Annotated in this window: 28 protein-coding genes; 17 read left to right on the plus strand and 11 right to left on the minus strand. The window is 68.0% G+C overall.

Annotation, left to right across the window (positions count from 1 at the left end; genetic code table 11):
* Positions 1 to 162 precede the first annotated feature (162 nt).
* Positions 163 to 1,083 carry a GGDEF domain-containing protein gene (locus tag C1A15_RS08640; protein ID WP_180953044.1) on the plus strand — a complete coding sequence of 307 codons (921 nt, stop codon included), beginning with the start codon at positions 163 to 165 and terminating at the stop codon, positions 1,081 to 1,083.
* Here the strand turns inward: C1A15_RS08640 and C1A15_RS08645 are convergent.
* Entirely contained in the window at positions 1,061 to 2,740 is a 1,680-nt protein-coding gene (locus C1A15_RS08645; RefSeq protein ID WP_101722187.1) for a putative bifunctional diguanylate cyclase/phosphodiesterase, read from the minus strand. The genes C1A15_RS08640 and C1A15_RS08645 overlap by 23 nt on opposite strands.
* Before the next feature lie 241 nt (positions 2,741 to 2,981).
* On the opposite strand from C1A15_RS08645, the gene C1A15_RS08650 reads away from it, so the two are divergent.
* The 3 genes from C1A15_RS08650 (at position 2,982) to C1A15_RS08660 (ending at position 4,731) form a co-directional block, all read left to right on the plus strand.
* Positions 2,982 to 3,404 carry a DUF488 domain-containing protein gene (locus C1A15_RS08650; protein WP_101722188.1) on the plus strand — a complete coding sequence of 141 codons (423 nt, stop codon included), beginning with the start codon at positions 2,982 to 2,984 and terminating at the stop codon, positions 3,402 to 3,404.
* Between the two features lie 137 nt (positions 3,405 to 3,541).
* A complete protein-coding gene (locus C1A15_RS08655) occupies positions 3,542 to 4,198 on the plus strand; it encodes a TetR/AcrR family transcriptional regulator (protein ID WP_245864980.1) in 657 nt (218 codons plus the stop codon).
* Entirely contained in the window at positions 4,195 to 4,731 is a 537-nt protein-coding gene (locus tag C1A15_RS08660; RefSeq protein WP_101722189.1) for a flavodoxin domain-containing protein, read from the plus strand. Before C1A15_RS08655 ends, C1A15_RS08660 begins: the two co-directional genes overlap by 4 nt.
* On the opposite strand, the gene C1A15_RS08665 is transcribed toward C1A15_RS08660, so the two are convergent.
* The 3 genes from C1A15_RS08665 to C1A15_RS08675 all read right to left on the minus strand — a co-directional run bounded on the left by C1A15_RS08665 (position 4,728) and on the right by C1A15_RS08675 (position 6,848).
* Positions 4,728 to 5,327, minus strand: a complete 600-nt coding sequence (locus C1A15_RS08665) for a helix-turn-helix domain-containing protein (protein ID WP_101722190.1) — start codon at positions 5,325 to 5,327, stop codon at positions 4,728 to 4,730. The genes C1A15_RS08660 and C1A15_RS08665 overlap by 4 nt on opposite strands.
* Before the next feature lie 85 nt (positions 5,328 to 5,412).
* The gene (locus C1A15_RS08670; protein WP_101722191.1) at positions 5,413 to 6,243 is read right to left on the minus strand and encodes a DNA-formamidopyrimidine glycosylase family protein; all 831 of its coding nucleotides are present in this window, start codon (positions 6,241 to 6,243) and stop codon (positions 5,413 to 5,415) included.
* Positions 6,244 to 6,308: 65 nt separating this feature from the next.
* Complete coding sequence (locus C1A15_RS08675) at positions 6,309 to 6,848, minus strand: CarD family transcriptional regulator (protein WP_101722192.1); 540 nt, start codon at positions 6,846 to 6,848, stop codon at positions 6,309 to 6,311.
* 230 nt (positions 6,849 to 7,078) lie between these two features.
* Between C1A15_RS08675 and C1A15_RS08680 the strand changes: the two genes are divergently transcribed.
* The 3 genes from C1A15_RS08680 to C1A15_RS08690 are packed head-to-tail and all read left to right on the plus strand — an operon-like array spanning position 7,079 to position 9,016.
* Positions 7,079 to 7,537, plus strand: a complete 459-nt coding sequence (locus C1A15_RS08680; protein ID WP_101722193.1) for a MarR family winged helix-turn-helix transcriptional regulator — start codon at positions 7,079 to 7,081, stop codon at positions 7,535 to 7,537.
* Positions 7,521 to 8,165, plus strand: coding sequence for a 4Fe-4S binding protein (locus tag C1A15_RS08685; protein ID WP_101722194.1), 645 nt, complete (start codon positions 7,521 to 7,523; stop codon positions 8,163 to 8,165). Before C1A15_RS08680 ends, C1A15_RS08685 begins: the two co-directional genes overlap by 17 nt.
* Entirely contained in the window at positions 8,162 to 9,016 is an 855-nt protein-coding gene (locus C1A15_RS08690) for an SIR2 family NAD-dependent protein deacylase (RefSeq protein ID WP_101722195.1), read from the plus strand. The genes C1A15_RS08685 and C1A15_RS08690 overlap by 4 nt, the downstream gene beginning before the upstream one ends.
* A 129-nt stretch (positions 9,017 to 9,145) precedes the next feature.
* On the opposite strand, the gene C1A15_RS08695 is transcribed toward C1A15_RS08690, so the two are convergent.
* Positions 9,146 to 10,288, minus strand: a complete 1,143-nt coding sequence (locus C1A15_RS08695; protein WP_101722196.1) for an aldo/keto reductase — start codon at positions 10,286 to 10,288, stop codon at positions 9,146 to 9,148.
* 60 nt (positions 10,289 to 10,348) lie between these two features.
* Positions 10,349 to 11,011 carry an endonuclease III gene (gene nth, locus C1A15_RS08700; protein ID WP_101722197.1) on the minus strand — a complete coding sequence of 221 codons (663 nt, stop codon included), beginning with the start codon at positions 11,009 to 11,011 and terminating at the stop codon, positions 10,349 to 10,351.
* A gap of 197 nt (positions 11,012 to 11,208) precedes the next feature.
* On the opposite strand from nth, the gene C1A15_RS08705 reads away from it, so the two are divergent.
* Positions 11,209 to 11,670 (plus strand): YbhB/YbcL family Raf kinase inhibitor-like protein, encoded by a 462-nt coding sequence (locus tag C1A15_RS08705; protein WP_101722198.1) that lies wholly within the window; start codon positions 11,209 to 11,211, stop codon positions 11,668 to 11,670.
* A 1-nt stretch (position 11,671) separates the two neighbouring features.
* Here the strand turns inward: C1A15_RS08705 and C1A15_RS08710 are convergent, their stop codons facing one another.
* A complete protein-coding gene (locus tag C1A15_RS08710; RefSeq protein WP_180953045.1) occupies positions 11,672 to 12,352 on the minus strand; it encodes a flavodoxin family protein in 681 nt (226 codons plus the stop codon).
* A gap of 289 nt (positions 12,353 to 12,641) precedes the next feature.
* Between C1A15_RS08710 and mfd the strand changes: the two genes are divergently transcribed.
* From mfd to C1A15_RS08725, 3 genes are read left to right on the plus strand one after another with little or no spacing between them, the layout of a single operon-like run.
* A complete protein-coding gene (gene mfd / locus C1A15_RS08715; RefSeq protein WP_101722200.1) occupies positions 12,642 to 16,151 on the plus strand; it encodes a transcription-repair coupling factor in 3,510 nt (1,169 codons plus the stop codon).
* Positions 16,148 to 17,185, plus strand: a complete 1,038-nt coding sequence (locus C1A15_RS08720; RefSeq protein WP_101722201.1) for a DMT family transporter — start codon at positions 16,148 to 16,150, stop codon at positions 17,183 to 17,185. Before mfd ends, C1A15_RS08720 begins: the two co-directional genes overlap by 4 nt.
* The gene (locus C1A15_RS08725; protein WP_101722202.1) at positions 17,178 to 18,179 is read left to right on the plus strand and encodes an alpha/beta fold hydrolase; all 1,002 of its coding nucleotides are present in this window, start codon (positions 17,178 to 17,180) and stop codon (positions 18,177 to 18,179) included. The genes C1A15_RS08720 and C1A15_RS08725 overlap by 8 nt, the downstream gene beginning before the upstream one ends.
* Here C1A15_RS08725 and C1A15_RS08730 read toward each other — a convergent pair.
* Positions 18,161 to 18,817 (minus strand): SdpI family protein, encoded by a 657-nt coding sequence (locus C1A15_RS08730; RefSeq protein WP_101722203.1) that lies wholly within the window; start codon positions 18,815 to 18,817, stop codon positions 18,161 to 18,163. The genes C1A15_RS08725 and C1A15_RS08730 overlap by 19 nt on opposite strands.
* A complete protein-coding gene (locus C1A15_RS08735; RefSeq protein ID WP_101722204.1) occupies positions 18,814 to 19,083 on the minus strand; it encodes an autorepressor SdpR family transcription factor in 270 nt (89 codons plus the stop codon). Before C1A15_RS08735 ends, C1A15_RS08730 begins: the two co-directional genes overlap by 4 nt.
* A 314-nt stretch (positions 19,084 to 19,397) precedes the next feature.
* On the opposite strand from C1A15_RS08735, the gene C1A15_RS08740 reads away from it, so the two are divergent.
* From C1A15_RS08740 to C1A15_RS08765, 6 genes are all read left to right on the plus strand, one after another.
* Positions 19,398 to 19,880, plus strand: a complete 483-nt coding sequence (locus tag C1A15_RS08740; protein ID WP_101722205.1) for a GyrI-like domain-containing protein — start codon at positions 19,398 to 19,400, stop codon at positions 19,878 to 19,880.
* On the plus strand, positions 19,877 to 20,467 hold the full coding sequence (locus C1A15_RS08745; RefSeq protein ID WP_101722206.1) for a DJ-1/PfpI family protein: 591 nt from the start codon (positions 19,877 to 19,879) through the stop codon (positions 20,465 to 20,467). The genes C1A15_RS08740 and C1A15_RS08745 overlap by 4 nt, the downstream gene beginning before the upstream one ends.
* Complete coding sequence (locus C1A15_RS08750) at positions 20,457 to 20,972, plus strand: nucleotidyltransferase domain-containing protein (protein WP_101722207.1); 516 nt, start codon at positions 20,457 to 20,459, stop codon at positions 20,970 to 20,972. The genes C1A15_RS08745 and C1A15_RS08750 overlap by 11 nt, the downstream gene beginning before the upstream one ends.
* The gene (locus tag C1A15_RS08755; protein WP_245864981.1) at positions 20,969 to 22,054 is read left to right on the plus strand and encodes a dipeptidase; all 1,086 of its coding nucleotides are present in this window, start codon (positions 20,969 to 20,971) and stop codon (positions 22,052 to 22,054) included. Before C1A15_RS08750 ends, C1A15_RS08755 begins: the two co-directional genes overlap by 4 nt.
* A 107-nt stretch (positions 22,055 to 22,161) precedes the next feature.
* Positions 22,162 to 22,617 carry a MarR family winged helix-turn-helix transcriptional regulator gene (locus tag C1A15_RS08760; RefSeq protein WP_101722209.1) on the plus strand — a complete coding sequence of 152 codons (456 nt, stop codon included), beginning with the start codon at positions 22,162 to 22,164 and terminating at the stop codon, positions 22,615 to 22,617.
* 5 nt (positions 22,618 to 22,622) lie between these two features.
* Positions 22,623 to 23,954 carry an MATE family efflux transporter gene (locus tag C1A15_RS08765; protein ID WP_245864982.1) on the plus strand — a complete coding sequence of 444 codons (1,332 nt, stop codon included), beginning with the start codon at positions 22,623 to 22,625 and terminating at the stop codon, positions 23,952 to 23,954.
* 98 nt (positions 23,955 to 24,052) lie between these two features.
* Here the strand turns inward: C1A15_RS08765 and C1A15_RS08770 are convergent, their stop codons facing one another.
* Positions 24,053 to 24,508, minus strand: a complete 456-nt coding sequence (locus tag C1A15_RS08770) for a PaaI family thioesterase (RefSeq protein WP_245864983.1) — start codon at positions 24,506 to 24,508, stop codon at positions 24,053 to 24,055.
* Positions 24,466 to 25,584 (minus strand): hypothetical protein, encoded by a 1,119-nt coding sequence (locus tag C1A15_RS08775; protein ID WP_101722212.1) that lies wholly within the window; start codon positions 25,582 to 25,584, stop codon positions 24,466 to 24,468. The genes C1A15_RS08770 and C1A15_RS08775 overlap by 43 nt, the downstream gene beginning before the upstream one ends.

Consider the following 25,584-nt stretch of genomic DNA (forward strand, 5'->3'; position numbering starts at 1 on the left):
GGGTACCCCCGAACCTTGCCAGACGCACGGTGAGCGCGGCGCTCAGGTATCGTACACTACGACGAGCGCTTCTTTCGCGCATCGTCGAGTTGAAGGTAAAGGGGTGCCTTGCATATCGTGGTGAACCTGAGCGAAGAACGTGATTTTCTCAAAGACATGCCCGTGGCGTATATCGTTTTCCGCATGCTGCCCGACGATATCGTGTACGTGTACGCGAACGAGGCGGGGGCGCGGTTGGAAGGTCATGCGCGCGAAGACCTGATCGGACGTTCCTTGTTCGACGTGTTTCCCGAAGTGGACGCGACGATGCGCACGGCGTTCGAAGCGACGGCGCGCGACGGGCTCGAGCGCAGCTTCACCGCGCGGATTCCCGGCGAGCGCTACCTCTCCGTCCGCACGTACCGTCCCGAGGACGGTTTCTGCGCGTGCGTGCTCGACGACGTGACCGAATGGGTGCAGCTCGAGGCTGCGCGCGAGGAGGAGCGCCGCCGGCTCGAGCACCGGGCCACGCGCGACCCGTTGACCGGCCTGTGGAACGTGCGCGAAGGCCGCGCATCGGCGGAGCGAGCGCTCGCCTCGCCGCGTTGGAAAGGCGCGCGCGCCGCGCTGTTCATGTTCGACCTCGACGATTTCAAGCAGGTGAACGACGAGTTCGGCCATGATCGGGGCGATGCGGTGCTCAAGGGCTTCGCGCGCGTGCTCGAGCGCTCGTTCAGATGCTCCGACATCGTGTACCGTGCCGGCGGCGACGAGTTCTCGGCGTTCGTCCCGGACATCCCCTGCGCCTGCGTCGCCGAGCGCATCTGCGCGGACGTGGTTGCGAGCGTGGAGGAGATGGCCGCCGCGAGCATCGGCGTGACCGTGAGCATCGGCGTCGCGGTGGGACGGCCCACCCATTCGTTCGAGGCGTTCTACCGGGCGGCCGACCAGGCCTTGTACGGCATCAAGCGCACGGGGAAGAGCTCGTACCGCATCGCCGATATGGACGACGTGCGGGCGAAGGACGTGCAGGGGCCCGCCGCGCCGTGCGACGACGAGGAGGGCGACAGAGAGCCCGAGGCTAGGACGTTGCCTGCGGCGTGAGGAAGCGCTCCTCGAAGCGTTGCGCCGGAATCGGCCGCGACACGAGGAAACCCTGGATGCTGTCGGCGCCGATGGCTCGCACGGCGTCGAGCTCGGTGGATTCCTCGACGCCCTCGACGGTCACCTTGATGCCCACGCTGTGGCATAGGTCGATGACCGCGTCGATGAACGCGCGGTTGAACGTTTCCTCGTGGATGTTCTTGATGAACAGCCGGTCGATCTTCACGATGTCGGCCGGCGATTGCGACAGCAGGCCGAGCGACGAGTACCCGGTGCCGAAGTCGTCCATCGCGATGCGGATGCCGATGGCGCGCAGGCGGTCGAACGTGGCGCGCAGCGCATCCATGTCGGTGACGAAGTAGCTTTCGGTCATCTCGAGCACGATGGATTCCGGATCGACGCCGGTTCGCTCGATGAGCCTCTCTACGAACGGGATGAAGTCGGCGTCGAGCAGCTGCAGGTAGGAGATATTCACGTCCATGATGAACCCGGGCTGCGTCTCGGTCCAGCGCTTGCACTGGGCGAAGGACTGCTCGAGCACCCAGCGCCCCACCTGGCCGATGAGGCCGTACGATTCCAGCACGGGGATGAACTCGACGGGGGAGAGCTGGCCGTGCTCGTCGGAGTTCCAGCGCAGCAGCGCCTCGGCGCCCGCGAGGCCCATGGTGCCCGCGTCGACGAGCGGCTGGTAGTACAGCTCGAAGCTCTTCATGCCGTCGAGGACGGAGGTCTGCATGTAATCGCTGATCTCGAGGCGCCTGAGCTTCGTCGCGGTCATCGTCGACGAGAAGAACGTCATGGTGTTCTTGCCGCGCAGCTTGCTCTCCTCCAGCGCGTTCTCGGCGTTGCGCAGCAGATCCTGGGCCGTGGTCGCGTCTTGGCCGATCATGGCGACGCCGGCCGACACCATGCAGAAGAACGTGACGTCGTCGACGGTGTGCGGACGGTTCGCCACCACGTGTATGGCGTGGTAAAGCTCCCGCATGGCGCTGCGGTCGGCGCCGTCCACCACGATGGCGTACACGTCGCCGTCCAAGCGGAACATGGAGGCGCCTTCGGGGATGAGCCGCTGCGTGGATTGGGCGAACATCCTGAGCACGGTGTTGCCGAACGCGTGGCCGTTGAGCGAGTTGATGCGCGAGAAGTCGTCGAGCCCCAGCAGCATGACGCCGCCTTCTGACTCGCAGCCGATGAGGCGCTCGACGAGGTCGATGCATTCGTCGTGCGTGAACAGGCCGGTGACGGGGTCGATCTTGCCCTTGCGCTCCAGGCAGGTGACCACGCCCGCGAACATCGTGGGCGTTCCGCTCTCGTCGCGCTTCAGAAGCCCGCGGCACACCACCCAGATGCTCTCGCCGAGGATGTTCTTCACCTGGTACTCGACGTCGTGCACGTTCGTCTTGCCGGACAGCATATCGTCGATGGACTCGTCGAAACGCGTTCGGTCGCGCTCGACGATGAGATCGCGCCAAAGCGGGATGAGGCCGGGCACGAGGCTGTCGGGCAGGCCGAAATCTTCGCGCATGTTATCGGAGACGAGCGCTACGTCACGTTGCATATCGATGATGTAGAGGTAGTCGTCCGTGCTGAACGCGACGGCGTCGTAGAACAGCCGCGCGTCGAGCTCGAACGAGTTCAGCGCTTCTTTCGTATCCAAGAAATGCGCTCCGTTTCAATGAACGATTGAATAGGCCTTCTGTATTGTAAACGCAAACGGCGCGTTTTTGAGCATAAATGGCCCAAGATGGGGATAAAGACCCCTGACGACCGGGGAAATTGCTGCATGGCGTCCTCTTGACAAATCCTTCTCGTTTTGTCCACAGCGAACGTCTGACGGGCCTGCCAAGCCGTGCTCGCGGTATCGTTTCGAGGAAACGACCGCGAAGGAGCATCCGCTCATGCATATTCATACCATCAGCGCGTACGAGACTTCGGCCGAGGAGTTCTTCAAGCGCCTCGACGATTGGAACGTCGACCTCGTGGTTGACACGAGGCTCAAGAACACGAACCAGCTCGCGGGCTTCACGAAGCGCGACGACCTCGCCTTCTTCGTGGAGCGGCTCGCGCACGCGCGCTACGTGCACGACAAGCTGTTCGCGCCGGCGCCCACGATGATGGAGCGGTACATCCACGGCAACATCGGCTGGGACGCGTACGCCGACGCCTATCGCGAGGACATGCGCGAGCGCGAGGCGATCCCGCAGTTCTTCGATCGCTACGGAGACTGCGAGTCCGTGGCGCTCGTGGGCACCGCCACCCGAGCCCGGCGTTCCCACGTCGAGGTCTTGGCCGAGATGCTGGAGGCTTTCCTGAAGGAGTAGGGAGGCTCCCTGCATGCGCCGAGGACGTCGCGGCGCGCAGCGTGCCTCAAAAGAGATTTCTGCGCTTTTCCGCTTGCAAAACTAGCGATTGCCAGTTAATATACTAGCAACTGCTAGTTTTACCAGGAGGCGAATGCATGGGCGAAGATATGGCGGATCGGTCGTCGAGGAGGACGCGGGGAACCGCTACGCGCGAGCGCATCGTGCGGGAGGCCTTCGCGCTGTTCTCGGAGCGCGGCTTCCACGCGGTGTCGGTACGCGACATCGCGGCGGCGGTCGGCATCAAGGACGCGTCGTTGTACAACCATTTCCCCACGAAGCAGGCCATATTCGACGCGGTTCTCGCGGACCAGCTGGCGCGCACGCGCGAGGCGTTCGCCGCAGAGGGGGTCATGTTCGAGCCGTCGGAGGACCCGACGGGCTATGCCGGCGCCTACGAGGAGACGGAGCGGCGCGTCCTCGCCGGGTTTCGGTACTTCTTCGAGGACGATCGGATGGCGCAGCTGCGATGCCTCCTCATGATCAGCCAGTTCGACGACGCCCGCGCCGCGGCCGCGTTCCGAGAGGTGTTCCTGGACCGTCCGCGCGAGATTCAGGCGGCGGTGTTCGCGCACCTCATGGAGGAGGGGCAGTTCAAGAAAGACGACCCGCGCGCGCTCGCTTTGGCGTTCTATGGGCCGGTGTTTCTGCTCATGATGGCGGCGAAGCCGTGGGCGGAAGCCGAGCCGCTCGTCCGGGACCATATGCGGCGCTTCTACGCGGAGCATGCGATCGAGGGAGGGGTGCGGGTATGAGCATGGTGGTGGCGTATTCGTCGCAGACGGGGTTCACGAAGCGCTACGCGGAGTGGATCGCCGAGGAGCTGGGCTGCGACGCGGTGTCGATCGACGACGATGCCCGGTTCGACGCGGGCGCGTTCGACGCGGTGGTGTTCGGCGGTTGGTTCCATGCGGCGTCCCTCGTGGGCGAGAAGTGGTTGAAGCGGCAGCGCGCAGCGCATCCGGAAACCAGGTTCGTCGCATTCGCGGTGGGCGCGACGCCGCCCGAGTGGACCGACATGGTGGACGAGGGGATGGCGCGCGCGTTCCCCTCGCCCGAGTTCGACGATCTGCCGCGGTTCTACCTGCGCGGCGGGTTCGCCTACGAGCGGCTGAGCATGCCGAACAAGCTGGCGATGAGGATGTTCTTCAAGATGCAGGGGAAAGCGGCCCAGAGCGATCCGCGTGCCGCCGAGATGCTCGAAGGCATGCGCGGCGGGTTCGACGGCACCGACCGGGCGGCCATCGAACCCGTGGTGGCCTGCGCGAGGGAGCTGGAAGGCCGTTAGCGCCGTGCGGGGCCGAGCTCGTGGAACATGAGGCCGTGCGCGGTGCAGTACGTATAGAGCTTCGCGCCGCCGAGGTGCGGCAAGCGCGCCTCGGCCCCCTGCTCCGGATAGAGCTTCTCGCACGCCATGCGGTCGTGGCCGATCGCCGCGACGAACCCCAGGTGATGGCCTTTGTCCATAGGGTGGTCGAACGTGAGGTACAGGTCTCCCTCGATATAGTCGATCTGCGGCCGATGCGCGTCGTCGGCCGGGCGCGCCTCGAGCGCCTCGAGCTTCCTGCCGCAGCAGGACACCTCGGCGTCTCCCGTGGTGGTGACGACGTTGCCGCAGGCAGGGCAGACGCGGAATGCCGTGCGCTTCATGGTTCCTCCCATTCTCGCGTCGACGGCCATGCGGCCGTCGAGCAGCGTTTCGACAGGGGTTCCCAAGCATGCCGACAGCCCGCCGAGGAGCTCGATGTCGGGGCAGCCGCAGCCGCGCTCCCATTTCGACACGGCCTTGTCGGTGACGCCGAGCGCGTTGGCGAGCTGACGCTGGGTAAGCCCGCGCTCCTCGCGCAGCGCGCGGATGAGCGTGCCGGTGTTTCTGGCGTCCATGGTGATCCTCCCTGGTTTTTCGGATGGCGTTCACGATACGCGCCCGCAGCCTCCGGCGCAATGAACGCTCCGTAGAGTCGCTGCCTTACGAAATCGGCTGGCAGACGGGGCAATAGTACACGTTGCCGCCGAGATAGGGCTGGCGCACGACGGCGGCATGGCAGACCGGGCAGCCGTCCTTCCACGTTTTCGCCGACAGCAGGCATCGGTACCCGCCGGGGTTGCCGTACAGGTCCTTCTCCACGTTGCGGCCGCCCGCATCGACCATGGCGGCCAGCGTGCCCTTCATGGCGCGGAACAGGCGCGCGACCTCGTCGTCGGAGAGCGTGCTCGTCTTTCGCTTCGGGTTGAGGCGGGCGTTCAGCAGGATGTCCTGCAGCACGCCGTTGCCGATGCCGGGGATGCGCTGCTCGGTGGCCAGCAGAGCCTTCACGCTGGCGCTGGGCGGCGCGGCGTCGACGAGCGCGCGGAAGGCGGTCTCGTCGAAGGCGTCCGACAGCACGGGCGCGGCGTCGCGGGCGGCGACGTAGTACTCGTCGTCGTCGGCGCCCGTGTCGGCGACGAGGAACATGCCGTACATGGCGGCGGTGCACACGAGCTTCGACCCGTCGTCGAAGCTCAGCAGCAGCTGGCGCTTGGCGGGCACGGCATCGCCGGGAGCGAGGCGGCGCGCGTTCACGCCTTCGCGCAGCAGCAGCGTCATGCCGTCGCTCAGGACGAGCTCGACGTAGGGGCCGGTGGCTTTGACGTCTGCGATCGCGCGTCCGGCGAGGCGCGCGTCGTACGTAGCGGGATCGCCCGTGTAGAATGCGAACTTGTGCGGCGTGTGGCCCGCCTCGGCTTCGATGATGACGCGTCCGAGGTACGCCTCGCGCATCTGACGGGCGAGCGTGAGGGCTTCGGGCAGCTCGATCATGGCAGGCCTCCTGGGTTCGTCTGCGCGCGGCGCGCGCTGCGGCGTTGCCGTCAGTATAGCAGCCCTCAGCGCTTGCGCGCCTCCGCCTTCCTCACGCGCTCGACGAGGAAGCCCTTCACGTCGTCGCGGGGGATGTCGAGCGACACTGCTAGCTCGTCGCACAGCAGGCCCTCGGCGAGGTCGAAGTACTTCTTGTCCGTGGCGGTGATCTGGCGTCCCGAATCGACGCGGCGGACGGTGCGCTCGTGGACGGATTTCATGATGGGGACCAGGTCCTCGGGCGCGAACGTCTTGAGGTGGCGGTCGTACTCCTCCTTGATGCGCCGCTCGAGCAACGTGGGCGTGGGCGCGTCCGGCTTGAGCGCTTCCTCGTCGATGACTTCTGCGTCGGCGATGGAATCGATGAGCTCGAGCGCCTCGCGCCTCGACATGACGGGCCTGAGCGCGTCGGACGTCGCCTCGTCCACGGCGATGAACAGCTTGAGCGAGTTCTCGAACAGCGCGCGCAGCTCGAGATAGTCCTTGTCCTCGAAGTACCGCTCGCGCAACGCGGCAACTTCGCAGACGTGATGACGGTAGACGACGGTATCTCCGCACGAGTACATGGCAACCTCCGATAGATGGGTGATTTGAGGAAGCGGTTCCGTCGCGTCGCAATGACGTCGCAGATCAGCGGTTCAATTATACCATTCTTCGCGTCGTTGCGGCGCCGACCCAATCGGCGAGCGGCGAGGCGTGCGACGACGTGCGATGACCGCTTGCCGACATCCGCACATTATACTTTGATATCAAAGTATAATGTGCAACAAGAGAACGGTGAAGGGAAGGGGCGCGGATGGACGATCTGGTGAACCGGCTGTCGCAGACGCTCGGGCAGGCGAACCGCTTCATCGCGGGCAAGCTGAAGGAGCGCGGCCTCGACGGCATCGCGCCGTCGCACGGCGACATCCTCATGCGGCTGTTCACGTGCGGCGAGCAGCCCATGCAGGAGCTTGCACGCGCCATCGGGCGCGATCCGTCCACGGTGACGGCGCTCGTGAAGAAGCTCGTCGCAGCCGGGTACGTGCGCACCGAGAAGGGGGAGCAGGACCGTCGGGCCACCATCGTGTCGCTGACCGAGAAGGGGCGCGGGCTGCGCGGGGAGTTCGAGGCGGTGTCGGCGGCGCTGAGCGAGGTACAGGGCCGCGGGATCGACGCGGCGGACATGGAAACAGCGCGCCGGGTGCTGGCCGGCGTGCGCGACAACTTCGAGAACGCGATGCGAGAGGACGGCGGGCATGGACGGAAAGCTTGAGATCGAGGACATCGACGCGGCGTACTGCCTGCGGTTTCTGCGCGAAGTGCGCGACGTGGCGTTCGCCACGGTGGACGAGGAGGGCCTGCCGGCAGTGCGCGTCATCGACGTGATGATGGTGGAGGACGGCCGGCTGTACTTCGTGGCCGCGCGCGGCAAGGCGTTCTACGCCGACATCATGCGCACGCGCTTCACGGCTATCGTGGGGCAGTCGCAGGATTTCCGCACGTGCCGGCTGCGCGGTCGCGTCGAGCGCCCCGACGACGAGGCCGAACGCCATCGCCTGATCGACCGCATCTTCGAGCTGAACCCGTCGATGCCCGAGCTGTACCCGGGCGATTCGCGCTACGTGCTGGAGCCGTTTTATCTGCAGGACGCGCAAGGCGAGTACTTCGACCTGAGCGGCAAGCCCATCGTGCGCGTGCCGTTCGCCCTCGGCGCGCAGCCCGAGGCCGTCGAAGGGTTCGTCATCACCGACCGCTGCCAGGAGTGCGGCGCCTGCGCCGACGCGTGCCCCGAGCGCTGCATCGAAGAGGGGTCGCCCTACGCCATCGTCCAGGAGCATTGCCTGCGCTGCGGGCTGTGCCGGGAGACGTGCCCCTACGATGCGATCGAGCGGCGACGATGACGGCGCTCGACGAGCAGGCGGAGCGGCTCGCCGCGGAGATCGACGAGGCCGATGCGGTGCTCGTGGGCGCGGGGGCCGGACTGTCAGCGTCGGCGGGGCTCGAGTACGGCGGCGAGCGCTTCATGCGCCTCTTCGCCGACTTCCACGCGGCGTACGGCATCCGGGACATGTACGCGGGCGGCTTCTACCCCTACGCCACGCCGGAGGAGTACTGGGCCTGGTGGAGCAGGCACATCATGGCGAACCGCTACGACCAGGAGGCGGGCGCGCCCTACGTCGATCTTCTGCGCGTGCTGGAGGGGCGCGAGCACTTCGTGCTCACGACGAACGTCGACCACCAGTTCCAGCTGGCGGGCATCGACCGCGCGCGGCTGTTCTACACGCAGGGCGACTACGGGCTGCTCCAATGCTCGAAGCCGTGCGCGCAGGTCGTCTACGAAAACGAAGAGGCCGTGCGCCGCATGGCGGCGGAGCAGCGCGGCATGCGCATCCCCTCCGAGCTGATCCCGCGCTGTCCGCGCTGCGGCGCGCCGATGGCCGTGAACCTGCGGGTGGACGCCACGTTCGTCGAGGACGAGGGGTGGCATGCGGCCGCGCGGCGCTACGAGGCGTTCGTGCGCGCGCACGGCGAGGGCCGCATCGTGCTTTTGGAGCTGGGCGTGGGCGGCAACACGCCGGGCATCGTCAAGTACCCGTTCTGGCGTCTGGCCGCGCGCAACTCCCAGGCGACGTACGTCTGCGTGAACCGGGGCGAGGCGTACGCGCCGCCCGAGATCGCCGCGCGGTCGCTGTGCTTGGACGCCGACATCGGCGACGTGCTGGCGAAGACGGCCGCGCGGCTCGGCGCGTGAAGCCGCGCGCCGGAAGGCCGGATCTGGGATGCGCGCTGTCGGCCGTGCCACGGTTTCGAGTCTCTTTTCCGCGTGTTCCGACCGACGGTTTGCTCCCCGAGGCCGCGAAACCCGCGGAGGTCCGGGCGCCTAGGCGAACAGCGCGGCGGCCTGGGCCATGCGCTCGGCGATGGGCACGCCGAACGGGCAGCGCGGCTCGCATGCGGCGCAGGCCGTGCAGTCGTCGGCCGCTACGTCGAGCGCATGGTAGTGCGCGCGCACCGACGCAGGCGCCTCGCCCTGCATGACGGCCAGGTCGTAGAACTTGTTGACGGCGGCGATGTCGATGCCGGCGGTGCAGGGCGCGCAGTGGCCGCAGTACGTGCACTGGCCGAAGTAGGCGTGCTTCGGCGCTCCCGCGAGCACGCTCGCGTAGTCCAGCAGGTCGTCGGCGGCCGTTTCGTAGGCCACCGCGTCGTCGACGTGCGCCGGCTCGTCGAAGCCGGCCATGATGCTGGCCGCGGCGGGGCGGGTGAGCGCATAGTGGATGCATTGCACGGGCGTCAGCGCCACGCCGAACGGCGAGGCCTCGGCGCTGAACAGCCGCCCGCCGGCGTAGCCCTTCATAACCGTGAGTCCGACGTCCTCGCGCTCGAGCGTCGCGTACAGCTCGGCGCGAACCGGCTCCATGCCCGCGAGCTCGTCGGCGTAGTCGAAGGTGAAGGCGTCGTCGAGGCTCGCGGCGGCCGGCAGCAGGTCGAAGGCGGGGTTCACGCTGAACATGATCGCCTCGATCTCGCCGGACAGCGCGGCCAGCTTCGCCACCTCGGGCGCGTGGGTGGACAGCCCGACGTGCTCGATGGTGCCGGCGGCTTTGAGCGCGCGCACGTACTCGATGAACGGCCCGGCCATGATGCCCTCGTATTCGTCCACGTCGTCGACGTAGTGGATCATGCCGAGTTCCACGTGGTCGGTGCCGAGGCGCGCGAGCAGGTCTTCGAACGCGGGGCGCACGAGATCCATGTCGCGCGTGCGCACGTACTGGCCGTCCTGCCAGGTGGAGCCGATGTGGCCCTGGATGATCCAGCTATCGCGCGTGTTCGCCAGCGCGGCGCCCAGGTTGCTGCGCACGTCGGGGCCGGCCATCCAGCAATCGAGGATGTTGATGCCCGCCTCCTCGCAGCGCTCGACCACGGCGCGCACCTCGGCCGCCGATTTCTTCTCCATCCATTCGGCTCCGAAGCCGATCTCGCTCACCATGAGCCCGGTCTTTCCCAATCGACGGTATCGCATGGTTCCCCCTATGGTCGTGTCCGATGTCTCCCGCGCTTCGCGTTCCCGCTCGCCCTTGCCCTACGCCTTGCCGCAGCTGGGGCACAGGTCGCAGATGAAGCACTCGGCGCATTTCGGGTTGCGCGCGATGCACGTCTCGCGGCCGAACAGCACCCACTGGTGGTTGATGGGCCCCCAATACGCGCGCGGGTAGAGCTTGAGCAGGGCGCTCTCGGTCTTCGCCGGCGTGTCGGCGGAGGGGCCGGCGAACTTCAGACGGTGCGCGATGCGGAACACGTGCGTGTCCACCGCGATGCCCTCGACGATGCCGAACGCCTCGTTGAGCACGACGTTCGCCGTCTTGCGGCCCACGCCGGGAAGCTTCTGCAGCTCGTCGATGTCGCGCGGGATCTCGCCGCCGTAGTCGGCCACCACCATCTGGGCGCACTTGATGACGTTCGCGGCCTTCGTGTGGAAAAAGCCGATGGTACGGATGATGTCCTCCACGTCGCGCACGTCGGCCTGCGCGAGATCGGCAGGCGTGGGGTAGCGCTCCCACAGCGCGGGCGTCACCTTGTTTACGCCCTTGTCGGTGGTCTGGGCGCTCAGCAGCACGGCGATGGTCAGGCGGAACGGGTCGCCCCAATAGTGCAGCGCGCACTCGGCGGCCGGGTAGTGCTCGTTCATGCGCTCGGCTACGAGCAAGGCGCGCTCGCGCTTGGCGGTCATGGTCTCACGCGGCATGGGATCTCCTTCGCGACGCGGTGTTGTTGGGCACGTCCCCAGTATAGTGAAGTTTCGCCTCCTCGTCGGAAAACGTTCGGGAATCGGAGCGAACCTACGGCGCGCGAGGTTGTGGAGGAGGGTTGACGGCCTGCGCGTTTCGCCGTGGGAGATGCTATCCTCTGACGAATGCGATCGAGCTGCGAAAGGGTTGGTTCATGGGCGGTTTGAAGGTTTCGTCACCGTGCTTCGACGAGGGCGGCCTCGTCCCGGTCGAGCACACCGGCTACGGCGCGGACGTCTCGCCCGCGCTCGTGCTCGACGGCCTCGACGAGGGCGCCGTCTCGCTCGTCGTCATGCTCGACGACGAGGATCATCCCATCAGGGGCTACAGCCACTGGGTGCTCTGGAACGTGCCCGCCCGGGCTTCGATACCGGGAAGCGTCCCCGCCGGCAAGCGGGTAGAATCGCTCGGCGGCGCCGTGCAGGGACGCGGCTATGGCAGAAATCGCTACCGCGGGCCCAAGCCTCCGTTCAACTGGTCGCATCGCTACCGCTTCACCGTGTACGCGCTGGACTGCCGCTTGGATCTGCCGCCCACGGCGAGGAAGCGCGACGTCCTGGCCGCGATGGACGGCCACGTCCTTCAACGCGCCTCCCTGACCTGCCGCTATCGCTAAGCTAGCTGCTCGCGAGTGCCCGGTAGACGTTCGGGTCGAGCATCGGCGCGTCGAGGACGCGCTGGACGGTCTCGGATATGCGGCCGGTTTCGCGGTACTCGGCACCCGCGGCGCGCACGGCCGCCAGGTAGGGGAGCGTCGCCGGCTCCGCCTCGGGCTCGGACAGAAGGGGCGCTTCGGTGCAGAGCACGAGCGCCGTGTCGTCGCCGAACATGCGGCGGAACTGGAACTCCAGGGAGTCGAAGTTCCCGGCGCGCTCGGGAAAGCCGCAGCCTGCCACGAGCACGTGGCGCGTGCGTGCCGCGCGTCCGTCCCGGGCCCGATGATGGGTGCGGCCGCGCTCGTCGAGGCGCATCGCGGGCGAGCTGAGGGGCAGGAGGCGATCGAGGATCGCTTTGCAGGCGGAGGGTACCCCGTAGCAGTACAGCGGCGTGGACCACACGATGAGCTCGGCGGCGGCGACGCGTTCGAGTATCCGCGCCATGTCGTCGGGCTGCACGCAGCGCCCCTCGTCTCTCCAGCAGGAGAAACAGCCTCGGCAGGGCGCGATGTCGAGCGCACTCGCCTCGATTTCGGCTCCCCGTTCGCCCATGCCCTCGAGAAACGCGCATGCGAGCTTCAACGTGTCGCTGCGCGCGCCCTTGGGCGATCCGTTCACGAGCAGCACCCGGCTTTCTTCCATGACGATCCTTTCGCGGGACGTTCCGACGACGAGAGCGTACCGCTGCGTGCGAGGTTCGCCAACCGACGCTCCGTAGAGCGAGGGGCTCGATTGCGTCGGCGTCCGCCCGCGCGCCTGTGGTTTCTCCTTCACGGGGCGGCTTCGGGCATCGTGCGGGGCGGGCTCGGGTGGTAGAATCGTCAGCGCTGCCCGCGCGTGCGCGGACGGCGAGCAGAAACCTTGCATGAGGCCGCGAATCGCGGCTTTTCGTGCTGCTCGCATACGGAATGCATACGGAAGAGGACGCGCCATGCTCATCGACTCATTGACGTTCACCCTGGAGAAATCGGGCTGCCTCGACGCGTTCTGGGGCAGGCTCGACGAGGGCGAGGACGGCACGCTCGGCGTGGCCTCGTCGGCGCGCCCGTTCCTCGTGGCGGCGCGCTTCGCGCACAAGCCCCAGCCGACGCTCGTCGTGGTGGCCGGCGAGGACGCCGCCGTCGCGTTCTCGCGCAGCCTGGCCGCCTATCTGGGCGACGAGCGGGTCATGCGCTTCCCCGAGCGCAGCGACTACCCCTTCGTCGCGAAGCCCAGCGACCCCGCCCAGGTGGCGCGCCGCATGGAGGCCGTGCACGCGCTGGCCAGCGGCCGCGAGACGGTGGTGGTGGCCAGCGCCCGCGCGCTCGTGCGCACGCTGCCCCCGGTCGGCTCCGACGTGCACCTGCCGGTGGCGCTCGTTGCGGGCAGCGAGCTGGCCGCCATGCCCGGCGCCCAGGCGGCGAGCGTCACCGAGTTCGAGGACCTCGCGCACGCGCTCGAGGAGCGCGGCTACCGGAACACCGGCGAGCTGGACGGCCCCGGCACCTTCGCCGTGCGCGGCGGCACCGTGGACGTGTACCCCGGCAACCTCGTGTACCCGGTGCGGCTCGACTTCTTCGGCGACGAGCTGGAGGAGATCCGCCGCATCGTGCCCACCACGGGCCAGACCATCCAAGCGCTTCCAAGCGTGAGCATCTATCCCGTGGTGGAATTCTCGTGCTCGAAGCGGGGCCTGGCCCGCGCGCGCCAGAAGCTCGAGCGTCCTGCGCAGACGAACCCCGTGCTGCGCGACGTGCTGGAGAAGCTGGACGGGGGGCTTCGCTTCGACGGCTCCGACATGCTGCTGCCGTACCTGTACGCCACCACGTCCACGCTCGGCGACTACGTGCGCCCCGGCGCGCTCACCGCGCTGTTGGAACCGCGCTCGCTGTTCGACGACATGAGCCACGCCTACGACGACGTCGTGGGCCGTGCGAAGGGGTCGAGCATCCCGGTGGAGGGCTTGTACGCCGAGCCCGGGGCCGTGAGCTTCGGCGAGGGGCAGCGCGCCACGTACGTGTCCATCATGCGCGTGGGCGGGCACGTGGACGACGAGCTGCCCGTGAAGCGCGTGGAGGTGGCGGGCCATCCCGACAAGCTGTTCGGGCGGTTGCGCAGCCTCGTGGACACCGACTACACCGTGGTGTTCAGCGCGCCCAACTTCCGGGCCCGCCAGGACATGAAGCTGGCGTTCGTGGACCACGGCCTGCCGATCCAGGAGACGCTGGATGTCCCAAATGGGGACAGTCCCCGTTTGGGACATTCCGCTGGTGAAGAGACCGAGGGCGCGGCCAAGCGCCGCCTGCGCCGCGGCGTGGTGAACGTCGTGGACGTGGACGTGCCGCTCGGGATGATCATCCCGAAGGCGAAGCTGGCCATCGTGAGCCTGTCCGACACGCAGGGTTCGTCCTCGTCGCGGCCGTCGCGCCATGTGGACATCACCGAGATCACCTTCCCCTACCAACCGGGCGACTACGTGGTGCACGCCGCGCACGGCGTGGCCTATTTCAAGGAGCTCGTGCGGCGCGACGTGGACGGTACGGCGCGCGACTACCTGCTGCTGGAGTACTCCGAAGGCGACAAGCTGTACGTGCCGGTGGAACAGCTCGACCGCGTGACGCGCTACGTGGGGCCGGAGGGCGCGAGCCCGCGCCTCACGCGCCTCAACACGGCCGACTGGTCCCGCGCGCTCGCCAAGGCGCGCAAGGCCACGAAGAAGCTCGCGTTCGACCTCGTCGACGTGTACGCCCGGCGCGCGTCCACGCAAGGGTACCGCTTCGGCCCCGACACCGCGGCCCAGCGCGAGATGGAAGAGGCGTTCCCCTACCAGGAGACGCCCGACCAGCTGGCGGCCATCGCCGACGTGAAGGCCGACATGCAGTCGGCGAAGCCCATGGACCGCCTCGTGTGCGGCGACGTGGGCTTCGGCAAGACCGAGGTGGCCCTGCGCGCCGCGTTCAAGGCGACGCAGGACTCCAAGCAGGTGATGGTGCTGTGCCCCACCACCATCCTCGCGCAGCAGCACTACACGAACTTCAAGGAGCGCTGCGAACCCTTCGGCGTGCGCGTGGAGGTGCTCTCGCGCTTCCGCACGCCCGCGCAGCAGGCCGCCGCGCTCAAAGGCTTCCAAGAAGGCGACGTGGACGTGCTCGTGGGCACGCATCGCCTGCTCAGCCGCGACGTGAACCCCCACGATCTGGGGCTGGTCATCATCGACGAGGAGCAGCGCTTCGGCGTGGGCCACAAGGAGCAGCTGAAGAACCTGCGCGAGTCCATCGACGTGCTCACGCTGTCGGCCACGCCCATCCCGCGCACGATGCAGATGTCGCTGTCGGGCGTGCGCGACATGAGCCTCATCCTCACGCCTCCCGACGAGCGCCGCCCCGTCGAGGTGCACGTGGGCGAGTGGGATCCCGACGTGGTGAGCGGCGCCATCCGGCGCGAGCTGGCGCGCGGCGGCCAAGTGTACTACGTGTCGAACCGCGTGCGCTCCATCGAGGAGGCCGTGCGCCGCGTCACGTCGGCCGCGGGCGAGGCGCGCGTGGGCGTGGCGCACGGCCAGATGTCGAAAGAGCAGCTCGAACGCGTGATGGAGGACTTCAGCGCCGGCGAGCTGGACGTGCTCGTGGCCACCACCATCATCGAGAGCGGTATCGACAACCCGCACACGAACACGCTCATCATCGAGGACTCGCAGCGCCTTGGCCTGGCGCAGATGTACCAGCTCAAGGGCCGCGTGGGCCGCTCGTCCACGCAGGCGTACGCGTATTTCATGTTCCCCGAGCACATGGAGCTCACCGAGGAGGCGGCCGCGCGCCTGACGGCGCTGGGCGAGCACACCGACCTCGGCAGCGGTATGCGCATCGCGATGCGCGACCTCGAGATCCGCGGCGCGGGCAGCCTCTTGGGAGCCGAGCAGAGCGGCAACATGTCCTCAGTGGGCTTCGACCTGTTCGCGCAGATGCTGTCCCAGGCGGTGAACGCCACGCGCGAGGGCGACCTCAAGGCGATGGACTCGCTTCCGCCTGCGCTCTCCGACATCACGGTGAACGTCCCGGGGCACACCTACCTGCCCGAGGAGTACGTGCCCGATGCCGACGAGCGCGTGCTGTGGTACCGCAAGATCGCGTCGGCCGCAACCGAGCAGGCCGTCGCCGATGTGGCTGCCGACCTGGCCGACAAGCGACCCGACATGCCGCAGGCGGCGAAGAACCTGCTGGAGAAGGCGCGCATCAAGGCCTACGCGAACGAGCACCACATCAAGACCGTGTCGGTGACGGGCGGCAAGCTGGTGGTGGAGCCCATCGACGTCTCCCGCGACAAGATGACGGGTCTGCGCCGCGCGGGCGGGCGCTACCTGGCCGACAAGCGGAAGCTGTCGCTGCCCCTGCGCTACTTCAAGCTGGACGAGGGCGACAACCTGCTGGGCCCCGTCGCGCAGTTCCTCGAGGAGCTGGCATGAGGGAGGGGATAGCGCAGGGGGAGGCGTTGTTCCGCCGCCGCCACCTGAAGGGCGTGGCCAGCGCGCTCGTGGGCGCGGGGCTGTGGGGCTTCTCGGGCGCGTGCGCGCAGTACCTGCTGGCGAACTACGACATCACGCCTTCGTTCATCACCGCCGTGCGCATGCTGGGCGCCGGCGCGCTGTTCCTGATCGTGCTGGCCGTGCGCAACCGCGCGCAGCTGGCGGCGATGCTCGGCGACAAGCGCACGCTCGGCCAGCTGGCCGTGTTCGGCGGCGTCGGTCTGTTCCTGTGCCAGATCACCTACACCATCGTGATCGGCTACACGAACGCGGGCACCGCCACCGTGCTGCAGACCACCGGCATCGCGTTCGTCATGCTGTTCACCTGCGCCGCCACGCGCCGGCTGCCGCGGGCGCGCGAGGCGGTGGGGCTCGTCGCCGCCATCGCGGCCACCTGGCTCATCGCCACGCAGGGCGATCCGAACGCGCTGTACCTTCCGCTCGTGGGCCTGGCCTGGGGCATCGCGAACGGGCTGTCGGTGGCGTTCTACATCATGTACCCGAAGAAGCTGTTCGCCCGCTGGGGCAGCTTCGCGGTGACGGGCATCGGCATGCTGTTCGGCGGCGTGGTGGCCACGGCGGTGTACCTCGGCGGGGTGGCGCTCGGCGAGCCGCTCGCGCTGCCGTCGCTCGACGCGATGGGCGTAGCCGTGTTCGCCGCGTTCATCGTGGTGGGCACGTTCGCGGCGTTCGCGCTGTACCTGCACGGCGTGTCGGTGGTGGGCTCGGTCGAGGGCAGCCTGCTGGGCGCCATCGAGCCCGTCAGCGCCACCGTGTTCGCCACGCTGTGGCTGGGCACCGCGTTCACCGGCGCCGACCTCGCCGGCTGCGCCCTCATGATCGCCATGATCTTCCTGGTGACGGGCGAGAAGCCGCGTCCGCAGCAGGAAGCGCCCCGCGAGGACGAGCCGTCCGTCGCCGAACCGACCGATAGCGCGCAGGGCCGCGCGGAAAGGAAGACCGTCCATGAATAAGGTGCGCCGGCGCTATATCGAATCGTGCGAGGTGTCGCAGCTCGTCCGCTACGAGCTGGGCGGTGTGGAGCAGAAGGCGATGGTGGAAGGTCGTCATAAGGACGCGCCCGTGTTGATCTTCCTGCACGGCGGGCCGGGCTCGCCGCTTCCCATCTCGGTAGGCACGCGCGGCATGTTCCCGGACATCGTGGACCGCCACGTGCTGGTGGCGTGGGACCAGCTGGGGTGCGGCGCGAATCGGCGCCGACTCGGCGACGACGCGTGCATCGATTGCTACGTGGACATGACGCTCGACCTGGTGCGCGCGGTGCGGCGCGACTTCCCCGACAACGAGGTGAACTTGCTCGGCGTGTCGTGGGGTTCCATCCTGGCGGCGCGGGCGGCCGCGCGCGAGCCGGGGCTCGTCGACCGCGTGGTGACGTACGGCCAGGTGCTGAAGGAGCTCGGCTTCAACGACGAGGTGTTCGAGGCGCTCGGGCGCTCGGCGATGCCCGACAAGCTCAAGGCCCGGCTGAGCGCGGTTCGCGAGTCGGGCGTGCGCGACCTGAAGACGGGCATGCTGCTGGCCGGGTGGGTGCGGAAATACACCGAGGGCTATCAGGCGCAGGGCGGCGGCACGATGCCCGTCGGCGCGTTCGTGCGCGGTCTGCTGGAGAGTCCCGACTACACCCTGCGCGATCTGGTTGCGGCCGTTTCAAACGATTTCTCGCGCAGCGAGCGCCTGTTCGCGGAGTTGTTCGCCATCGATCTGTCCGAGGAGCTTGCGAACATGGAGGTACCGTACCTCGTCGTGCAGGGCGAGACGGACATCGTCACGTCCACCCGCGCGCTCCGCACGTTCGTTGCGGAATGCGGCAACCCCAACCTGCACTACGCCGAAGCCCCGCGCAGCGGGCACATGCCCGGCACGGTCGGCATGGATCTGCTGTTCGAGCGCATGGCCGACTTCTTGGGCGCGCCGACGCCCTCGTTGCATCAGGCCTCTTCTTCGTAGTGTTTCCGGTAGTACGCGTGGGTCGCCGCGATGCTCGCGGCGGCGGTCGCCAGGAGGATGACGACCATGGCGGGCATGACGAGGTCGATCGGCAGCGCGAGGCCTCCTGCGATCGTCAGCGCGCCAGCTGCGATCATCGCGTAACCGCCGAAGCGCTGCGACTTGCGCCACACCTCGTCGTTGCTGAGGCTCCAGGGCGTGCGCACGCCGAACGAGCCGTTCCGGTCCGACTTCGGCATGACGTTGCCGCAGACGATGAACGCGATGCCGGCGATGAGGGCGCCGCCCCTGCTGACGTTGAAGAGGTCAGCGCTGAAAGGCGAGGCGCTTTCGGGAAACGCGTTCGCGTATATGATCAGCGAGAACACGAGCAGCAGGGCCAACAGCGCGATGTCGGCTTTCAGGAGCTTGCCGCCGTCGCGCTCGTCGCTGCGCTTTGCGGTGAAGGCGAGGCCCAGGCCGAACACGAGCGCGAGCGCCGGGAACCACAGGTGCTCGTACTTGCTGCCGATGCGGTTCGCGTCGCCGTTGGCGCCGAAGTGGACGGGAACCTGGTCGGGCATGAGCGCGAGGAACGCCGCCGTTATCGCGAGGTTGAGCGCGACCAGGATGAAAACTGCACGGTAGAGGTTCTTCATTCGCCTTGCTCCTTCAGGTTGGCGATCCATAGCAGCGTCTCTTCGAGCACGGACGCCTTCAGCTCGTAGTAGATGCGCTTGCCCTCGCGGTAGTCGCGCACGAGACCGGCGCTCTTGAGCACCGAGAGGTGCCGCGACACGGCGGGGGCGGAGATGTCGAACAGGTCGGCGATGTCGCCGGCTGGCATGCGCCCTTGCTTCAGGTGTTCGAGGATCTCCCTCCTCACGGGGTCGGACAGCGCTTTCAGCGTTTCCTGGATGCCCATCGGCCTGCTCCGTAAACATTTAACAATATGGTTAAATATAACGCCTCGGGAGCGGATATGCAAGCTGGCGCGAGGGGAGGCTCCGGTTGTGGGCGCAAATCGGCACCTATGACAATTTCGGGACGCACGGAATCGGCCTCGATGCGCTGGCGGCAAGTGAAAGCCCAGGTGGACGAGAATTCTTGGAAGGTTCGGGCTCTTTCGTCGCCCGCAAGATCGTCATGGGTTTCGATTTGCGCCCAATCGGGCATTCCCCAAGTCGCCCGATTTGCTACGATGGTCGAGAACGGTCGGGCGAGAAGAAAGGTGCGGGCATGGGCTTTGAGGTGCGGGTCGAGCAGATGGGCGAGCGCGCGGTCTACGGGGCGGGCGCGGCGTCGAACGACCGGACGCTCTCGCGCGACATCGACCGTCTGGCGAAGGCGTATGCGGAAGCGGCCGGCGCGCCCGCGGACAGCACGGTGCCGTTGTTCGTGATTTCGCGCGGCTACGACCCTTCCACGGGCGACTGCGAGCTGTTCGTCGGCGGGGAGGTCGAGGCGGACGGGCTCGAGCGCTTTACGATCCCGGCCGGCGCGTACGCGCGTCTCGAGCTGGCCCCCGCGCTGCGCGCTCTGTGGGGCGCCTCCATCGGCAAGGCGAAGCGCTGGCTGTACACCCAGTGGCTCCCGACGAGCGGCTACGCCGCCCTCAACCTGGAATACGAACACCATACCGAGAAGACCTTGGGCAGGCATCCGCGGGTCGACCTGCTGTTCGCCATCGAGAAGAAGCAAGCGGAAGGGACGTGCCGATGAAGGTTCTGCTGTTGTGCTGCAAGGGGTTCGAGACGATGGAGCTCAGCCCGTTCGTCGATGTGATGGGGTGGGCGCGCGACGACTTCGGTCACGACGTCGAAGTGGATCTGTGCGGGTTCGCGCCCATGACGACCAGCACGTTCGGGGTATCCGTGGCAATGGACGCGCTCGTCGGCGACGTGCGTGCCGACGACTACGACGCCCTCGCCGTGCCGGGCGGCTACGAGGAGTACGGCTTCTACGAGGAGGCGTACGACGAGCGCGCGCTGGCGCTGATCCGCGCGTTCGACGCGGCGTGCAAGCCCATCGCGTCGATCTGCGTGGGAGCGCTTCCCCTCGGCAAGAGCGGCATCCTGGCCGGGCGTCGCGCGACGACGTACCACCTGGGAGACGGTTCGCGTCAGCGCCAGCTGGCGGGGTTCGGCGCGCAGGTGGTGAACGAGCCCGTGGTGGTGGACGGCAACGTCGTCACGTCCTGGTGTCCGCAGACCGCCCCCTTCGTGGCCTTCGAGCTGCTGGCGAAGCTGACCTCGCGCGAAGCGGCGCACGAGGTGATGCGGGCGATGGGGTTTACCCATGATGGGTGAGCGCGAGGCGGCCGCCCTGCTCGAAGAGGCGGCGCGCCGGGGCGTCGACGTGTGGCTCGACGGCGGCTGGGGCGTGGACGCGCTCGTGGGCGAGCAGACGCGCCCGCATGACGACCTCGACGTGTTCGTGCGGCGCCGCGACGAGGCCGCGTTCGTCGCGCTGCTGGAAGCGGACGGCTTCTCGGAAGCGCCCCGCTCCTTCACGATGGAAGACCATACCGCCTGGGAGGCGGGCGACGGGCGCGTGGTCGACCTGCACGTGTTCGAGTTCGCCGACGACGGCTCCCTCGTGTTCTTGGGAGAGCGCTACCCGGCGTCCGCGTTCTCGGGGCGGGGAACGGTCGGAGGCGTCGAGGTGCGCTGCATCCCGCCGGCCGAGCAGGTGGCGTTCCACTGCGGCTACGACTTCGACGGCGACGACGTGCGCGACGTGCGGCTGCTGTGCGAGCGCTTCGGCGTACCCGTGCCCGAAGAGTACCACGACGCGATGAGGAAGGAAGCATGATGGGGTTGTTCATGACGCTGGACGAGCTGGCGGCCGAGGAGGCGGCGCGGCTTGCGGGCGAGGGGCGGACGGCACCGGACCGCCTGCGGGTGTTCGACCTGCACTGCGACACGCTCGACCGGCTGGCGTTCCACGGCGATGTGTCGGTGCCGGGCGGCTTCGCCGCGCACGACGCGCACATCCCCGCGCACCGCATGGCGACGCTGGCCGACAACGACGCGCACGTCTCGCTCGCGCGCACGGAAGGGTTCGCATGGTGCCAGTGCTTCGCGGCGTTCGTCCCCGACGAGGTGCACGGCGACGCGGCGTGGGGTCTGTTCGAGCGCGTGCGCGCCGTGCTGGAGCGCGAGCTGGAACGCTGCGGGATGCGCCTCGCGCAGGCGCGCACCATGGCAGAGGTCGATGCCGTGCACGCTGCGGGCAAGACGGCGGCCGTGCTCACGGTGGAGGGCGCGTCGTTTCTGGAGGACGACGGCACGGCCGAAGGCCGCCTCGACGAGCTTGCGGACGCGGGCGTGCGCATGGTCACGCTCACATGGAACGGCCCGAACGCGTTGGGCAGCGGCAACGACACGCGCCACGGCCTGACCGGGTTCGGGCGGACGTGCGTGGCCGAGCTCGAGCGCCGCGGCATCGTCGTGGACGTGTCGCACCTCAACGACGCCGGGTTCAAGGACGTGTGCGCCGTCGCGACCCGCCCCTTCGCCGCCTCGCACTCCAACGCGCGCGCCGTGTGCGGGCACCCGCGCAACCTCGCCGATTGGCAGCTGCGCGAGCTTGCCGACCGCGGCGGCATCGCAGGCCTCAACTTCTGCACGCAGTTCCTGACCGACCGCATCGCCGACCCGACGCGCGACGACGTGCTGCGCCACGTCGACCACGTCCTGGAGACGGCGGGCGAGCGCGTGCTGGCGCTCGGCAGCGACTACGACGGGTGCGACGTTCCCAGCTGGCTCGAGCCTTGCGACCGCGTCGGCGCGTTGCACGAGCTGTTGGCGGACGAGTTCGGCCGTACGATAGCCGACCGGGTGTTCTTCCAGAACGCCCGCGACTTCTTCGCGCGAGCCGACGGGGAGCGCTGAGGGCGCGACCGTTCGCGTGATGGTTTCGTGAACCCTCTTTACGAGTCCGATTTCGTACCTATACTGTGCCGAGTACGAAATCGGACTCGATAGCGAGAGGTGCATCAATGGAAACGCGGCAGGACCGTGCGAACCGGGAATACAACAACCTGTTCAGACTCGAGACGGAGCTGTACCACGACGTCGCCACGAAGATGGGGCTGTCCGACAGCGCCTTCGACATCCTGTACTGCCTCGATGATTTGGGCGACGGCTGCCTGCAGCGCGACGTGTGCGCAGCCTCGGGCCTGACCAAGCAGACGATCAACTCGTCGGTGCACAAGCTGGAGCGCTCGGGCATCGTGGAGCTGCGCATCGACCAGGGTCGCGGCACGCACCTGCACCTCACCGAGGCGGGGCGCGCGCTCGTGGAGGAGCGCATCCGCCCGGTGGTCGAGGCCGAGCGGGCCGCGTTCGCCGCGATGGAACCGGGAGCGTGCGAGGAGCTGCTGCGGCTCGCGCGGCTGCACCTCGCCGCTTTGCGCGAGCAAATGGACGCTCTGCCGTACCCGGACGGGCGGTGATCGCCGTGGCCATCAAGCTTTCCGACCACTTCACCTACGGCCGGCTCGTGCGCTTCGCGCTGCCCTCCATCGCCATGATGATCTTCACGTCCATCTACAGCGTGGTGGACGGCCTGTTCGTGTCGAACTTCGCGGGCAAGGAGGCGCTCGCGGCCGTGAACCTCGTGTTCCCGCTGATCATGGCCTTGGGTTCGGTGGGGTTCATGTTCGGCACGGGCGGCGCGGCCCTCGTGGCGAAAACGATGGGCGAGGGCAAGGCCGAGCGCGCGAACCGCCTGTTCAGCCTCATCGTGCTGGCGGCTGCGGTTTCGGGCGCGGCGCTGGCGGGCGTGGGCGCGCTCGCGCTCGAATCGGTGCTCGGCCTCATGGGCGCGCAGGGCACGCTCATGGAGCAGGGGCTCGTGTACGGCCGCGTCCTGCTGGCGGCGCTGCCGCTGTTCATCGTGCAGAACGTGTTCCTCAGCTTCTTCATCGCAGCCGAGAAGCCGCAGATGGGCCTTATGGTCACCGTGCTCGCAGGCGTGACGAACATCGTGCTGGACTACCTGCTCATCGCTGTGCTGGGCTGGGGCATCGCGGGCGCGGCGCTGGCCACGGCGGCGGGGCAGCTGTTGGCCGCGGCAGCGTCGACGGCGTTCTTCGCGCGCAGCAAGACGAGCCGCCTGCGCTTCGCGCGCCCCGTCCGCGACTTCCGCGCGCTCGGCGCGACGTGCGTCAACGGATCGTCGGAGCTCATGACCGAAGTAGCCGCGTCCGTGGTGAGCATGCTGTACAACTACCAGCTCATGATGCTGGCAGGCGCCGACGGCGTGGCGGCGTACGGCGTGATCATGTACGTGAACTTCATCTTCACGGCCGTGTTCTTCGGCTTCTCCATGGGCACGGGGCCCGTCGTGAGCTACCACTACGGGGCGCGGAACCAAAGCGAGCTCAGAGGCCTCTTCAAGAAGAGCCTCATCCTCGTGGGGGCGACGGGCGCCACCATGTTCGCGGCTTCGCAGGCGCTGGCCGTGCCGCTCGTCAACGTGTTCGTGGGCTACGACCCCGAGCTCGCCGACATGACGCTGCACGGGTTCCGCATCTACGCGACGGCGTTTCTCGTGTGCGGGTTCAACATCTACGGCTCGGCGTTCTTCACGGCGCTCAACAACGGCAAGGTGTCGGCGCTCATCAGCTTCATGCGCACGCTCGTGTTCGAGACGTCCACGGTCATGCTGCTGCCGCTGGCGTGGGGCATCGATGGGGTGTGGAGCGCCATCATCGTGGCGGAGGCGTGCGCGCTCGTGCTGACGACGTTCTTCCTCGTGTACCTGCGCAAGCCCTACGGCTACGCGTAAGGCGCGGCGGCTTGCATCTTCGCTCGCAAAACACGCCACACGCGCTGTGGCGTGTTTTGCGAGCGAAGATGCAGCTGGAAGGCGCCCGGAGCAGGGGGCTAGCGGTAGCAGCTGGCGGTCATGCGGGCGATGGGCTTTCCGAGGTCGTCTTCGACCGTTACCGTGTAGAACCCCAGATGGCGGCCTGGCTTGTCGCATACGGCCGTGGCGGTGAGCGTCGAGCCCTGCGTGGAGCGGAAGAAGCTGATCGAGGAGTCCACCGACACCGTGGGCTCCTCGCCGATGTTGCAGCAGACGGCCAGCGCGAAGTCGGCCAGCGTGAAGATGGCGCCGCCCATGACGTTGCCCATCGCGTTTCGGTGCACGTCGGCCAGCTCCATCGCGCACACGGCGCGGCCCCGCTCGCCCGACACGACGCGGCAGCCCGCCGCCTCGGTGGCGAACCGGTCGTTGGCGAACACGGCCTCGATCTCCTCGAGCGTGGGGTTGTCGGGAAGCATCGCGCGCCTTCCTATTCCGCCGGCGTCGCCGTGGCGGCGAACAGCTCGAGCCATTCGCCGTCCTTCACCGTGACGGTTTGGGTGCCGCCTTTCAGGACGTACTTGGTGTCGGTGACGGGGTCGTCGTCGAAGTCGATGCTCTTCATGACGAACGCCGCGCTTTCCTGATCGGTGGCGGCCGCCGCCTCGTCCTGCGCGGTGACGGTGTAGGTGCCTGCCGGGATGTCGGTGCCCACGCGGTACAGGCCGCTGTCGTAGGGGGCTTCGGGCTTGAAGCCGGCCTTGTCGGCCAGGTACATGCGGTCGTCGCCTGCGCCCATGAACACGACGAGGTCGCCCTCCTCGAGGTCGGCGAAGTAGTTGCCGAAGTACGTGATCGCCGACTCGATGTCGTAGCCGCCCGAGAAGCCGGCGCCGTCGAACACGGTGAAGTAGCCTTCCTCGTCCATGCTGCCCTCGAAGAAGTAGCGGCCCGGCTCGATGTCCTGGCCGGTGCCAACGCGGTACACGCCCGACGAGCACTTCCCGTCCACGATCTCGTTCGGCAGGTCGTTCGCGGCGTCCTTGATGGCCTCGTAGCTGAGGTATCCCGAGCCGTCGAAGCCGTCGGCGGAGTCGCCGAAGGGGTAGTTGTAGCTGTAATCGTCGGAGAAGGGGTCGTACGGGCCGTCGTATCCGTCGTCGTAATAGGGATCGAACGATCCGTTGTAGTTCGGGTCGACCATCATCGCGCACGACACGCAGCCCACGCACCCGCCGATGCCCAGCAGGAACGCGAGCAGGCAGCCCGTGAGCACCCAGGGCCACGCTTTCCTCTTCGGCTGCGCGGGAGCTGCAGGATACGGGGGCTGGACGGGGTAGCCGTACGGCGGCTGCGGCGCGGCGCCGTAGGGTTGCTGGCCGTAGTAGGGGGAGGGCTGCTGCGGTGCCTGGCCGTACGGCGGCTGCGGCGCGCCGTAGGAGGGCTGCTGGGGCTGCGGCTGCTGCAGCGCGTAGGGCTGGCCGCCCGGAGGCGGGGGCGGCACGGGGGCGCCGCCCGTCGGGATGGCGGACGGGTGCTGCCGGCCGTCGTTGCCGTTCGGCGCGCTCTGGTCGTCGTGCTCGGGAACCGGTTGCTCGGGTGCGGTCAT

This window comes from Eggerthella timonensis (assembly GCF_900184265.1).
Taxonomy (GTDB): domain Bacteria; phylum Actinomycetota; class Coriobacteriia; order Coriobacteriales; family Eggerthellaceae; genus Eggerthella; species Eggerthella timonensis.